The sequence below is a fragment of the Ruminococcus sp. CAG:330 genome, from assembly GCF_000437175.1.
Taxonomy (GTDB): domain Bacteria; phylum Bacillota; class Clostridia; order Oscillospirales; family Ruminococcaceae; genus Ruminococcus_C.
On record NZ_FR897988.1, the window covers coordinates 1 to 13,282 of the forward strand.

Sequence of the window (13,282 nt, forward strand, 5' to 3'; positions counted from 1 at the left end):
GTCCAGACCGTAGGCAATTGCTGCGGCGGTCGGCTCGTTGATCATGTGCAGCACGTGGATTCCGGCACGCTCTGCTGCCTTACGGGTATTGGAACGCTCATGGTCGGTGAAGTATGCCGGCACAGTGATAACTGCGCCATCCACTTTCTGGTGCATTTTCTCCTCCACCCGCTTAACCAGTTCTTTCAGAAAAATCGAGGACAAGTCCACTGCGGAATAGGAGCGCCCGTTTTCCAGATCGTAGTCCTTGGAATCGCTACCAATGTTCCGCTTATAGAATGTGGCAACCTGCCCGTGATACTTCTGCTCTTGTTTTGCCTCCTGGCCAATGGTCAGCGTGCCGTCCTCCTCCAGATACACAGCCGAGGCTGTGGTCACGCTGTCCTGACTGGTCTGGATGATCTTTGCACTGCCGTTGTCCACATATGCCACAACAGAATACGTGGTACCGAGGTCAATTCCGATATTCAGTCCCATACTACACCTACCTGCTTAGTTTGCGCTCTTGGCTTCAGCAGTTGCTTCCAGTTCAACAGTCTTGCCGTTGGGGTCGGTAGCAGTCAGCTTCAACAGACCCTCTTCGTTGATTTCCAGATGCACATGCATCTTCGAACCAGCCGGCAGATTCGGGGTAATGTCACCGCTCTTCTCCTGCATCTCTTTCAGTCCGGCAGAAGTGTCCTCCGGCGATACCAGCTGGTCTGGCAGACGGTGCTCATACAACGACAGGGAAACGTAGCCGGATTGCAGCGCCGTATCGGACAGCGGAATCTCCTGATCCTTGGAAACCGGCAACGTGTCGCCAGCTCTCAGGAATGTCAGAATCATGGGCTTTCCACCGACCAGCCCCTTAATACCGATGGAGCTGACAGAAACCTTCTTGATGTCGATGACTTCTTCTTCGGCAACAGTCTTGCCATCTGTCAGCGTAAACAATTCTTCCGTAGTCAGTGTGAATGTGTCGTTCGAAACATCCTCCGGCATAATCTCCTCAACGCTCTTTCCGGCTTCCTTTGCACGATCTTCGATTTCCTTTCTCCATGCGATCCACTTGCTCAGCAGTGTCTTACCGAAATAAGCAGCACCCTTGGAAACCGCCTTGTTCGGATCCATGGGGTTAGGCACTTCGATGTTCGGGAACTCCTCAGTCAAACGCTGCTGTACCTGCGGCATATAGCTGGAACCGCCGACCAGCAAAATCTTGGTAATGGTCTTTCCCTTGGCGCTGGCATCCTCTGCCACCTTTTTCGTCAGCTCGATAGTCTTGTCCAGCAGCGGTCTGGTACGGTCCTCGAATTCCTGCCGTGTGACCTCGATCTTTGCCTTGCCGACTTCCAGACGCAGATTTGCCTGTGCGGACTCCTGTGCGGTAAGCTTGATCTTCAGATCTTCCGCAGCACGGCGAACTTCTGCCTCGTCCTCCGGACTCAAACCGCAGCAATCGCAGTCCTGTTCCTCCAGCTTTTCCTTGATGATCTTGACCATCTCGGTATCCCAGTCCTTACCGCCAAGCTGATAGTCACCCTCTACGGCGAAGCAGTCGTACTTGAAGCCGTCGATGTCCACTGCAACGATATCAAACGTACCGCCGCCGAGGTCGTATACCAGAACGGTTTCGTTCTTGTCGCCCTTATAGCCATAGTAAACCGCTGCTGCAGTCGGCTCTTCCAGCAGGGTGACTTCTGTGAAGCCTGCCAGCTGTGCAGCTTTCTTGGTAGCTTCCTTCTGCTCTACGCCAAAATACGCCGGAACAGTGATAACCACTGCCTTTACCGCAGAATCAGTGGCATCCTCGGCATAGCGTGCCAGATACTTCAGAACCTCCGCAGAGAGCTGGATCGGCGTTGTCTGATGTTCCCCGCTCTCACCGTAGAAAATCACACCATCGCCCTTCTCCATCTCACGCTTGAAGAAATCGAGCACACTGTGGGGATAGAACGTCTTGTTGTCCTTCGCCACCTGACCAACCACCGGATTTTCCGGATCGCTCAGATCGACAACAGACGGCGTGATATCGCTGCCCTCCTGATTGCTGCATGTCTGAATCATCATGTTATCGTCCAGATAGGAAATCACGCTATAGGTGGTTCCAAGGTCGATGCCGAAAATATATTTGGTCTGTTTTTCGTCTGCCATTTTCTTTTTTCTCCTCTTATCGTTTTTTGTTCGCCAAACATCGGCGAGTGTTTTTTTCTATGGTATCAGAAGTCAGCAGATTTTTTTAAGATTCTGCCGGCTTGGGTGCCTTATACTGGTAGACATGCACACGTGCACGTTCCTCTACCTTGCCGTCAATGGAGTGCACCAGTGCTTTTCTGGTCTTGGCAATGGTCTTGTCCAGTTCCGGACGGTCAGTTTCCACCGCCTTGACGGGCTGGTGAATGCGGGGATCGTAGGCATCGCCCACATTGACCTGCTCGATCTGCACGCCGTAGTGTTTGAACGTCCGTGACATCATGTCCACATAATCTCCCAGCATCTCTGCGGTCTTTTCGTCTGCGGTCAGAAGATCCTGCTGAATCTCCTCCTGAATGTCAAAGAACTCCACCAGAATCGGATTGACGATACGCCGATAGAAGTTATTCTTGTAATCATTCAGCTGGTTATTCAAATTGGTTTCCACTTCCTCGTGCATATCCGCCAGCTTCCGCAGCTTGGAAACACGTGCGAGCAAGTCGTTGAGAGTGGTATGGATGGACTGAACCTCCTGCAATACCGACGCATTTCCGGCATCCAGCAGCTGCGACAGCTCCTCCGGAGAGACACCCACAGTGTTCTGCGGTTCTGCTGCCGGCAGCGGTTCCAGTACAGGCTCCGGAGTCGGTGCCGGTTCTGGAGCCGGTTCCGGCTGTGCCTCTTGTACCGGTTCAGGCTGCGGTTCCGGTGAAACAGGCGGTTCCGGTTCTGCGGGTGACACCGGTGTCGGTTCAGCGACCGGTGCAGACTCCGGTTCTTCTGTTGCCTGCGGAATCGGCGGGACATCCAGATTCGGAATCTCATCCAAATTCGGCGGTGTCGCAGTGCCGATTGACGGCCAATCCGGATCTGAGGTATTGTCGCAACTGTTCAGAATACTTCCGTATTCCCGATCGAAGTTCTCATCTGTCATTTTTCTGCCTCCCAATCATGTGATTTATCATCGAAGCACACCTCACCGCTACGGTGAAACGTACAGCATATGCAAATTATTTCAGTTTTCCACGCACCTTCGGCAATGCGCCGGACAAAGGCCACACCTTAGAAAGTGCCGGCACAGCATCATAAAACATCGCCTGTGCGCCGGGGACTACATTGTAAATTTTTTCAGTCGTTCCGGTTCGGTAGAGAAAATAGTGCAGGTGTTCGATTTTCATTTCTAACCGCTGCACGGCGTCCTCGTTGCCGGAATCCATCAAAAACATACGGCATTTCTTTTCCATCTCCGCCGGATTATCTCCCAACGATGCGATCCACGCCTGCGCCTCCTCCATACGGTCGGCGCAAATACCCACCAGCACCGGATTTTTCCAGACGGCATGCGCCACATTCAACTCCTGCAAATCCAGCAGGAACGCATCGATCACGGCATCCCGTTCTCCCGCACCAGCTGCACCGTCCAGCAGCAGCATGGTTTCCTCACTGCTCCAGAGCTTCCGCTCCGTTCCCTTGACCGCAAAGTGCAGCCGAAATTCCGCACGCCGAACATCACGATTCTTCGTCCGAAATCCAAATATCAGCTCAGACGGGAGCGAAGTGCTCGCTGCAAGGTTCACACCGCTTCCGGTCAGATTGACGCTGCCAAAGCCCTGCGCCAAGAAATTGCGGCAATAGTTCATTGCCAGCTGCTCTGTACCGCTATACCACGAGAGGTTTATGATGTTCCCCATGTTGATTTCGTTTCCGCAGACACCGCAGAGAAAACTCTGCCGGCTGCGATTTCCTGCGCCATAGGGAAACAAACGGGAAAAGCGGGTTCTGGCGTTACCGCCATAGCTGATGGTCTTTCGCTCCAAACAGGTATGACTGGGGCACTTACACGCCAAAGTTCCCAATGGTGTCAGAAATCTGGGGCGGCGTTTTCCGTTACAGCTGTTACATTTTGCCAGCAGTTCCTGCGGTCGGATATATCTGCCGCATGTTTCACAGTAAAACGTCCTGCGGCGCTGCGGAATCTGAATCAGCATCAGCACCAATGCCACCAGTACCGGCACTCGTGGAACCATCCACGATTTTCCAAGGGGAATCGCATCCAAAAAGCTGAAGATGCAAATCAGAACATCTGCCAGCATCAAAAGCAAAAGAATTTTTCCAATCATGCGTTACCCCCTGCTCCGCTGCATTGCTTTTGACAAAAACTGTATCACCTGCTGCGCACCATTCCAAAAGCCTTCCGGACGGAGGAAAAGTTCCAAAAACGGCCGGCGCATCCAGATGCTCCAAACCGCAGCAATTCCCACCATCAGGACAATGCTGCAAACCGCCAGTCCCCGCAGCAGTGTCATCAGAAAAATAGAGAGCGCCGGCTTTCGCAAGTTGGAGTCGATGCGATAGAGAATGAACGCCAGATATGCTACATACAGCACCGCCCCGATCACAATTGCAATGGGATAACCGCTGCCTGCGCCCCATTGTATCAGTTCAGACGGTACGACCAGCATTACCAGAAAGAGCACAATGATGCCGAAAAACTCCACCCCGAAAAGCCCCCTTTTTCCGCCAAATGCCTGCATTTCTATCTGGTGCAGGCTTCTTAGACAGCATTGCACGTCACCTGCTGCAAAGCTGTTCCAAAATAATCGATTTTTCTACGGATTATGACTGTTTTTATTTTACCATATTCCATGAATCATGTCAAGGTTTTTTATACCTTTTTCCGGCAAAAGGGACAAAAGAAAGCACAGAATTTCGGCAAAAAAACTGCTGCGCCGATTTTCACAGCGCAGCAGAAAAAATGTCTTTTTCTATGGTATTGTCCTATTTCCAAAAAATCTGATCGTCTTTCCGCGGAATCGGCTGCGGCAGTGCGCCGTCTGCATAACCCAGAATGCAGAAGCCGATGCCACGGTACTGCGCCGGAATGTTCCATTCCTCCAACAGTGCCTTGCCGGATTCGCTGTCAAATGTCTCCCGTGCCCGATGAATCCAGCAGCTGCCGAGTCCCACCGCATAAGCGGCATTCAGCATTGCACCCATGGCAAGACTGCCGTCCTCCACCCATGTGTGCACAGTAGAGTCTGCCAGCACCAGAATTGCCACCGGTGCGCCATAGAATGGGTCTGCCTCCGGCGCACCCATGATCTCCGCATTCTGTTTGGAAAGACGGTGCAGCAGGTCGGGATTCTGAATGACCACAAACTTCGTGGACATCCGGTTCCGTCCAGTGGGCGCATATTGCCCTGCAGTCAGAACTGCCTGAATCTTTTCCGGCTCTACCTGCCGTGCGGTATCATATTTCCGCACACTTCTGCGAGTGCAGAGGGCGTGCAGGACTTCGTTTTCTTCGTACATATTCCTTACCTCCGATTCCATTTGGCGCAAAGTTCTCCCAGCTGATCCGCCATTTTTGCCAGCTCCTTGTTGGACATGCCACGGCTGCTCTGTACCAGTGCCGTCAGACGTTCCAGCGTCTGATTCAGGCGCTCATAGGTGGATTCGTTCCGCTTCGGCTTCTGCGCAATGGGCACCGGCGGTGCATCGTATGTGATCTTTCCGGCAGCAATGTCAAATTCCGCACCGCTATAGGGGGCATAGGCATCCAGCCCTTCGCCGTACCACAGCTTATCCCGAAAGGCATCTGCCGAATCCGATGCGCCGTGGATGACGAACACCTTCTGCACACCGTGAATGGCACGAATCCAATCCAGCAGGCCCCGCTGATCTGCGTGACCGCTCATACCCTCCAGCTGGACGATCTGCGCCTTGACCTGAACACTCTCGCCGAAGAGCGTCACCAGCTTTGCGCCCTCCACGATTTTTCTGCCCAGAGAGCCCTCCGCCTGATATCCCACAAACAGAATGGTATTCTCCGGCTTCCAGAGGTTGTGTTTCAGGTGGTGCTTGATTCGGCCAGCCTCACACATACCGCTGGCGGAGAGGATCACCTTGGGACGTTTGTCAGCGTTGATCGCCTTGGAAGCATCGCTGGTCACCGCCGGAATCAGTCCGGAAACCCCGATGGGATTTTCTCCACGGCGAACATAGGAGAGCGCCTCTTCATCGAAGCAGCTGTTCTGGTTGCGCAGAAAGACATCTGTTGCCTCAATGGCGAGAGGACTGTCCATATAGATTGGAAAATCGCCGAATTCCGGCAGGAGGTTCTGGTCTTTGATTTTCTTAAAGTAGTACAGCATCTCCTGCGTTCTGCCCACTGCAAAGGACGGAATAATAACGCTGCCCTTGCGGGAGAATGTATCCCGCAATATCTGCACCAGTGCCGGCAAATAGCCCTTTGGCTTTTCGTGCAGGCGGTTGCCATAGGTGGATTCCATGATTACATAGTCCGCCTCCTCCGGCACCTGCGGATCACGGATCAACGGCTGGTTGTAGTTGCCGATGTCGCCGGAAAAAACCAGCTTTTTCATAGTTTCGCTCTCAGTCAGCCACAGTTCGATGCTGGACGATCCCAACAGGTGTCCGGCATCCCGAAAACGCACTTCCACCCCATCGCAGAGCGAAAATCGCTGGTCATAAGGGTGCGGGACAAACAGCTTCAGCGTTTCCAGTGCCTCTTCTGTTGTATACAGCGGCACATAAGGATCACCGCCCTTTCGCATTGCCTTTCGATTGCGCCACTCCGCCTCGAATTCCTGAATGTGGGCGCTGTCCCGCAGCATGATTTCGCAGAGAGAACAGGTCGCCGAAGTGGCGTGAATCTCGCCGGTAAATCCGCCGGCATACAGAAGTGGCAGCAACCCGGAATGGTCGATGTGGGCATGAGTCAGCAGCACGTAGTCGATTTGTGCCGGCGCACAGGGAATACGGATGTTCTCATAAGTGTCCCGTCCCTGCTCCATGCCAAAATCCACCAGAATCCGCTTTCCGGCAACCTCCAGATAGGTACAGCTTCCGGTGACCTCGTGGGTTGCACCAATAAACGTCATTTTCATTGTACTTCACTCCTTTCAGGATTCTCCAACACAAGCAACGATGGCGTATACCAACACCGCATGCAGACAAAACAAGAACGTCACCCCCTGCACGCCCAGCACACAAATTCGGCGCAATCGTCCGGCACACTTCGCCCAGTTCCGGCAGAGCATTCCCAGTGCAAGGGCACCAATGGGAATCAGCGGTACGACATAGCGGATATTCTGCGTGCAGGTGTGCGGATACACCAGACAGAAAATCAGATAGTTCAAAAACAGCCCCATACCCAGCAGCAGAAGTGCCAGACGCTGCCAGCGCTGTGCTTTAGCCGGCGTTCCCAGAAACCGCAGCACCGCCGCAGTTCCAGCCAGAGAGAGAAGCACCGACGACCAAAACAACACGATTGCCGGAACATGAATCTGCGGATAAAAGACATCCGTGACCAATTCGTCAAAGACTGCCGTTTTCCACAGTCCTATTGTGGGATTCCACTCAAAATAGTCTCCACCGTACCACACAAACTGCATACCCACGTGGTAAAACTGTTTCCAAGAGAAGTCCAGCAGCCGCTTCCACGGGGCGATATTCCCCACGTACTGCTCCGAATCCAGTGAAAGCTCCGGCACATAGGCGATGGGCACGCCGAATTTTACGGCGTTACGCACCTCCCACCAGAGTGCAAGGGGCGCACAGAGCACCAGAAACAATGCCGCCTGCCCCACAAGCCGGCGATGTCCGCCCTTTTGCATCTGACAGAAGCGTGCCAGAAACAGCACTGCCAGCGGAACAGCCGCCATCCAGACGGAAAGCTTCGTCATCATCCCCAGCCCCATACACAGCGCTGCGGCAACCATTCGCCACAGGCACGGCTTCCGGTACCAGCTCAGCCCTGCTACCAGCGTTCCCAAAAAGAACAGGACAGAGAGCATATCATTGTTGACACTTCCCGCCAGCAAAAAGAACGTGGGATGCAGTGCCACAAGGGCAAGGGCAGTCAGGAATGCCCTGCCATGCAGGTGAAAATAGCGGAAGAGCCATGCCATGAGCAGCAGCGCAATCCAGCTGTCGCAGAGCGTCAGCATTTGCAGACTCTCACAGGCGGCATCATGCGCCACACCGAGAAATTCCCACACATGCAGCCAAATCGCACAGCGAATGTGGTGCAGAGGCGGGTGGTAGTACTGCCACACCTCCCGCACATCGAAATCCGGCAGGTGTCCGTGCTGATAGAGATAGAGAATGTAACCGGCGTGTCCTTTGTTTCCCACAAAGTCGCCCACATCATGCTGCCGCTGAGTGACGCTGGTGCAGAGCACATAGCAAAACCGCATCCAGCCCCCCAGCAGCAAGAGCCATATCGTTCCCCCATTGCCGGCGGAGAAACGCTTTCCCGCCAGCAGCGCCAGACCGCCGGCACCCAGCAGTCCCAAACCGCCCAGCGTCAGCACTGTTGTGGCAGAAAAACGCAGTGTCAGCAGCAGTCCGGCAATTCCCACCGGAAGCGCCATGCCATACCCCAGCAAATTCGCTCTCACGGAACGCCCACGCCATCCGGCAATCAGCGCTGCAAGTCCGGCATACATCAGGGCAAGCAGCAGTCCCACCGCCCAAGGCGGTGTCTGTGTGCCGTCTCCAAAGGTCATAGGCGTCAGGCAGACGCACAGCACACAGCAGCAGACAATCCCCCGCCAGAGCCATCCCGATCTCCAGAAACGACGTTCCCCAACTCCCGTTTCTGCCGTGGTCAAGCCTCGTCTTTCTTGCTGTAGATCAGATACTTCCGTGCGAAGAAGTTCCACAGAAACGCCACGGCTGTGGATACTACCTTACTGATGATCTGGTACGCACTGGTCACATCTGCCATGGTGATCTCAAACAGCTTGGTAATGCCGATGGTCAGCAGCAGTCCTACCACGCCAATGGCAGCGAATGCCAGGAACTCCGCCAGACGGGATTTGATCTTCGAACTGCGGAATACCCAGAACGTGCTGAGAAAATAGTTGGCGAGCAGACCTGCCACAAAGGACAGTCCGTTGGCGATTACGGCGTGGCTCTGGTGAAATGCGAAGTAGAACAGCAGCGAGGAGAGCCCCCAGTCCACAATTGTTGCCGCACCGCCCACGAAGCAGTAACGGAAGAACTGGATCAATGTGTTCTCCGTTGCGCCGGCGAACAGCCGTCCCAGCTGTCCCTTCCGGAAAATTTCCACGATTTCCTGAAAATTTCCGCCGTTCTTGGTGGATGTTTCTTCTGCAATAGCGCCGTCATGTTTCTTCATAGGTCTTTGTTTCCTTCCTTAGAGTCTGCCGGTTCGGCAGTGCTCTTCTTATCTTGGAATATGCGGAACAGCCGTTCTTTGGAATAGCATTTCCCGCCATGTCAGGTTTTTGATTGGGTTTACGCACTGGGACCCAACCGGTTGGTCAGATGTACCAGGAACCGCAGCAGTTCCATGCTGTCATTGGCATCGGTGACCTGATCGTACTTGCAGTCGGCACAGAGCTTCTGGAGATCCGAAAGTTCTACCGCACCTGCCACCGCCTTATTCAGCAGCACGGCATCTGCCAAGTCCACATCGCCATCCAGATTCACATCGCCATAGAGCACATCCGCCGGTGTTTCTGTGGTTTTCCCATTGCCGGAAGTTGCGGTCGTAGTTGCAGTTGTCGTCGTAGCAGTTGTCTGTGTGGTCTCCGCACTGGAATCTGTGGTTTCCTCCGTGGATACAGTTGAAGCGGAGGTTGTTGTGGTGGTTGTCATCTGTGCTGTTGTAGTGGTCGGCGTTGTGGTAGTTGTGGTTTCTTCTGTCTGCTCCGGCTTCTTTCCGTTCGGTTCAACACCACCTACCAGCACGCCGTCCGAGTAAACGCAGATGTGGTCATTTCGCTCCTCCGAGCCGTCCTGATAAGTATCTGCTGCCTTGGCGATGCCCTCATAGCTCCAGTCGTTGGAAGGATCCCAGTTGTCGCCGTAGTACAGTCCGATGGCGAACTGATATTTCTTGTTGGAGTTGGCAATTTTATAGCCGTCCCACTTGACTTCTACATAATAGATATCCGGATCATAGGAAGCATCGTACTGATACGGGCCGGAGAGCACACCGTCTGCCGGCGCTGCCTCCGTGCTCGCCTGATCGTACAGTTCGCTGACGTTAAGGGTGCTGAGGTTGGACTTGTTTTCCATCTCGGCAATGCTAAAGAAGTAACGCATAGACAGGTCAGTCTTCGGCTTGACGGAATCGGTGCGCATGAGCGCAGTGATCTTGGTCACGCCCTCGCCGGTTTTTCTCAGGTCGTCTACCGCATAGGCATCCACCCAGAAGTCATTGCCGCCCTGATCGGCACCACCGGTTTTCGGCGGGAAATCCGGCGTTACATGCATGTCATCGGTGCCGTAATATGCGTACAGTCCGGCGCATGCGCCCACAAAAGCTGCATTATAGTCGATGGTAACCTCATTATAAATATAATCGGCAGTGGTGTCCACATGCTTATCCTGTCCGTCCGGTCCGCCGACCAGTGCGCCATAGAGCACATACCGATGCTTTCCGGTATCCTCGCACTTGGTCAGACCAGAGGCGGCACGGTGGTGGGGATACTGTGCAGATTTTTCGTTATAGCCCACGATATAGCAGCGATCCATGGGATTGTCGCCCATGAGGTACTCCATCTGTCCCTTTGCCCAGTCGCTGTAAGCGGAAGGCTTGTTGTTGTTCTTATACTTATCATATACCAGTGTGACATACTGCATCGCCGTATTATACCGTGCAGAACCCCACTGGTTCAGGAATGCATAACCGCCGGGAGTGGTATAGGCAGTCATCCACTTGTCAATTGCCTTTTCAATCTGCAGCCAAAAGTCTGCATCCTCGTACTGCGTCTTTCCCTGCACGGTACGGTACATGTTCTGGAGATCCAGTTCCGGATGTGCCAGATCGATCTCGCCCAACAGCGTCAGCGCACCGCTCCACACATCGTTCCAGCAGTATGCCCAGCCGCTGGGAGCGTAGTAATCCACGTAGGGCATGGCATCAGTGAGGTAGCTTTTGTCTTCCGTTGCGATGTACAACCATGCTGCTGCCCAGACATAGTCATCCTGCCACTTCTCCGAACGGTAATAGCCCTTGGGGCCATCGGCGTTGTCACTCAGCTGCTTTTCATGGTTCTGTGCAAAGGAGAAGAGCGCTTTCGCATAATCCAGCGATTTTGCTGCATAGTCCGGATCGGTGTCCTTGAAGTTCAGATAGTTCACCGCCAGAGAAGCTGCTGCTGATACCACATAGTCGGTCTGGGGCTTGTCGCCAGTGAGAAAGAATGCCGGGCGATCCATGTCGTCGATCTCCGGCGAATTCCAGTAGGCGTGGTCGATATCGCCATCCCCCACCTGATAGCAGTGTGCGATGACCTCACCGTTCTCATCCCGGAATGTGCAGCGCATGAGGTAGTCGTTGAAATAGCGGAGAATGGTTTCGATGTGGGAATCCTGTCCCAGTTTCACATAGGAATCCCGAAACTCATAGTAGCCCCATCCCAGTGTCGAGGCAGCGTAATTCTCCGGCATGCCAAACTTTACGTGGTCGCCGGCATCGTGAAAACCGCCCTCCACGTTGACGCAGCCGTCTCCGTCAGGATCGAGAATCGCCTTGTACTGGGTGATAAAACTCTCCGACAAATTGGTATGGGTGCTGTCCAGCGGCACTTCTGCATCGTAGGTATGGCAGTTGCCACGCCAGTCATAGCGGTTGTTTTCCAACACATCTGTACCGCACATGTTGGCATCGTAGAAATAGATCGAATATTGCAGCGCACGGGCAAAATCCACGTCTGTTGCTTCTGCCGAAGCCGACTCCGGCGCAAATCCGCCCAGCATTCCGGCGAGCATCACGCCGCCGACCGCAGCTGCCGCAAAGCGCATGCTGCCCTTCTTTCCAATTTTTTTCATAGATAACCTTCCCTTCTAAAAATCACGCCGGTGGTCGATTTTCCGGCAATTCGATACATACAACCAGTTCTATTATAAAGCATCTCCTCGAAAAAGTCAACAGTTTTTCCACATGGTTTTCCCTGTTTTTATACGGATACAACAAACAGCACACGAGATGCTGTAGCCGTCGCAATATTTGCAGCAGTTGCAGAACAAATACATATTATTTTTTCATTTTACCCCTTGACGAATCCGGGAAAACATGCTATACTAAAGAAGTTGACAAAAGCCGTTTTACGGTGCTGTCAAGAGGTCTGGGTGTGGCGCAGTTGGTAGCGTGCTACCTTGGGGTGGTAGAGGCCGCCCGTTCAAGTCGGGTCACTCAGACCAAGGAAAAACCACGCAGTTTTGGGAGAATTCCTGAGGCTGCGTGGTTTTGTTTTTTATAGAGATAGATTGTCAAGTCAAGTACAACACAATCATTTTATGCTCCTGTGCCTTGGGTGTCAAGTTTTATTATGCAGGATCAAATCTGATAAAAAGAAATTTCAGTGCAGATAAGCCGCTGAAAAAGCTGCTGACTGATATAACCGAGGTTCAATGTGCAGATGGAAGCTCTATGTATCCAAGATTTTGGGTATTGGTATATCAGAAGAAGCAACAGAACCAACGAGTGCGGAAAAGTCCTCAAATGGTCTGATTTATGGAATTGGCGGCATAGTTCTTGCAGGAATCGCTGTTTTGGCAGGTATTTTAATAAGAAAGAGACGAGGTTAAGATCATGATTTATAAACATGATTATCAGAGAATGGCACTTGACACCGACAGAATGATGATTACGCAGTGTAGCAGTGACTATCACGATTACAGCGATGACAAGCTTGCTTGTATCTATATCAAGTGGGCAGAAGAACAGTGCCCTGAGCGTTTGCAGGAAGAAACCGATAAGGGCAGAATCTACGTCCACATTGATGAGCGTATTACAGAGTGCATCAATGAGAAGTGGAAGATCTGGAATAAAATGCGTGATACCGACCCTGAATACGCACTTGCGATGAAAAATGCTGACACTGCTAAGGTTTGGCAGCTTGAGAATCTCTTTGAGTTGCAGGCTGAGGAGATTGCGGTTCAAAGGTGCTTGATAGTATGATGAAAAATAGCGTGTGAATATGTAAATGTAGCCTGCCACGCAAAACGCAAAAAACTGACACGCAAAACGAAAAAAACGCTCCTGAACACCACGTTCAAGAGCGTTTTTTACTACCTATAAACGGCGTTTTACCGCTGTTTTATC

At 52.7% G+C, this 13,282-nt stretch carries 11 protein-coding genes and 1 tRNA gene; 2 read left to right on the plus strand and 10 right to left on the minus strand.

Going from position 1 to position 13,282, the window contains the following annotated elements; translation table 11 throughout:
• The 10 genes from QZL66_RS01030 to QZL66_RS01075 all read right to left on the minus strand — a co-directional run.
• A partial coding sequence (locus QZL66_RS01030) for an Hsp70 family protein (protein WP_293601743.1) occupies positions 1-477 on the minus strand: 477 nt, incomplete at its 3' end.
• A gap of 15 nt (positions 478-492) precedes the next feature.
• The gene (locus QZL66_RS01035) at positions 493-2,136 is read right to left on the minus strand and encodes an Hsp70 family protein (RefSeq protein ID WP_022409917.1); all 1,644 of its coding nucleotides are present in this window, start codon (positions 2,134-2,136) and stop codon (positions 493-495) included.
• 85 nt (positions 2,137-2,221) lie between these two features.
• A complete protein-coding gene (locus QZL66_RS01040) occupies positions 2,222-3,109 on the minus strand; it encodes a hypothetical protein (protein ID WP_022409918.1) in 888 nt (295 codons plus the stop codon).
• A gap of 76 nt (positions 3,110-3,185) precedes the next feature.
• On the minus strand, positions 3,186-4,295 hold the full coding sequence (locus tag QZL66_RS01045) for a hypothetical protein (RefSeq protein ID WP_022409919.1): 1,110 nt from the start codon (positions 4,293-4,295) through the stop codon (positions 3,186-3,188).
• Between the two features lie 3 nt (positions 4,296-4,298).
• Complete coding sequence (locus tag QZL66_RS01050) at positions 4,299-4,673, minus strand: hypothetical protein (protein WP_022409920.1); 375 nt, start codon at positions 4,671-4,673, stop codon at positions 4,299-4,301.
• 280 nt (positions 4,674-4,953) lie between these two features.
• Positions 4,954-5,487 carry a nitroreductase family protein gene (locus QZL66_RS01055; RefSeq protein ID WP_022409921.1) on the minus strand — a complete coding sequence of 178 codons (534 nt, stop codon included), beginning with the start codon at positions 5,485-5,487 and terminating at the stop codon, positions 4,954-4,956.
• Positions 5,488-5,492: 5 nt separating this feature from the next.
• A complete protein-coding gene (locus QZL66_RS01060) occupies positions 5,493-7,085 on the minus strand; it encodes an MBL fold metallo-hydrolase RNA specificity domain-containing protein (protein ID WP_022409922.1) in 1,593 nt (530 codons plus the stop codon).
• A 15-nt stretch (positions 7,086-7,100) separates the two neighbouring features.
• Positions 7,101-8,813 carry an ArnT family glycosyltransferase gene (locus QZL66_RS01065; RefSeq protein ID WP_022409923.1) on the minus strand — a complete coding sequence of 571 codons (1,713 nt, stop codon included), beginning with the start codon at positions 8,811-8,813 and terminating at the stop codon, positions 7,101-7,103.
• On the minus strand, positions 8,810-9,343 hold the full coding sequence (locus QZL66_RS01070; protein WP_022409924.1) for a GtrA family protein: 534 nt from the start codon (positions 9,341-9,343) through the stop codon (positions 8,810-8,812). Before QZL66_RS01070 ends, QZL66_RS01065 begins: the two co-directional genes overlap by 4 nt.
• A 119-nt stretch (positions 9,344-9,462) precedes the next feature.
• Positions 9,463-12,006 (minus strand): glycoside hydrolase family 9 protein, encoded by a 2,544-nt coding sequence (locus QZL66_RS01075; RefSeq protein ID WP_022409925.1) that lies wholly within the window; start codon positions 12,004-12,006, stop codon positions 9,463-9,465.
• A 296-nt stretch (positions 12,007-12,302) separates the two neighbouring features.
• Between QZL66_RS01075 and QZL66_RS01080 the strand changes: the two genes are divergently transcribed.
• Both QZL66_RS01080 and QZL66_RS01085 read left to right on the plus strand, forming a co-directional pair.
• Positions 12,303-12,378 (plus strand) — tRNA-Pro (locus tag QZL66_RS01080).
• 391 nt (positions 12,379-12,769) lie between these two features.
• Positions 12,770-13,138: a hypothetical protein gene (locus tag QZL66_RS01085; RefSeq protein WP_022409926.1), complete on the plus strand. Its 369-nt coding sequence runs from the start codon at positions 12,770-12,772 to the stop codon at positions 13,136-13,138.
• Positions 13,139-13,282 lie beyond the last annotated feature (144 nt).

Coding starts and splice junctions, on each gene's coding strand:
- QZL66_RS01040 (WP_022409918.1), bottom strand. CDS start 3,109: ATGACAGATGAGAACTTCGATCGGGAATACGGAAGTATTCTGAACAGT.
- QZL66_RS01075 (WP_022409925.1), bottom strand. CDS start 12,006: ATGAAAAAAATTGGAAAGAAGGGCAGCATGCGCTTTGCGGCAGCTGCG.
- QZL66_RS01045 (WP_022409919.1), bottom strand. CDS start 4,295: ATGATTGGAAAAATTCTTTTGCTTTTGATGCTGGCAGATGTTCTGATT.
- QZL66_RS01085 (WP_022409926.1), top strand. CDS start 12,770: ATGATTTATAAACATGATTATCAGAGAATGGCACTTGACACCGACAGA.
- QZL66_RS01070 (WP_022409924.1), bottom strand. CDS start 9,343: ATGAAGAAACATGACGGCGCTATTGCAGAAGAAACATCCACCAAGAAC.
- QZL66_RS01060 (WP_022409922.1), bottom strand. CDS start 7,085: ATGAAAATGACGTTTATTGGTGCAACCCACGAGGTCACCGGAAGCTGT.
- QZL66_RS01055 (WP_022409921.1), bottom strand. CDS start 5,487: ATGTACGAAGAAAACGAAGTCCTGCACGCCCTCTGCACTCGCAGAAGT.
- QZL66_RS01035 (WP_022409917.1), bottom strand. CDS start 2,136: ATGGCAGACGAAAAACAGACCAAATATATTTTCGGCATCGACCTTGGA.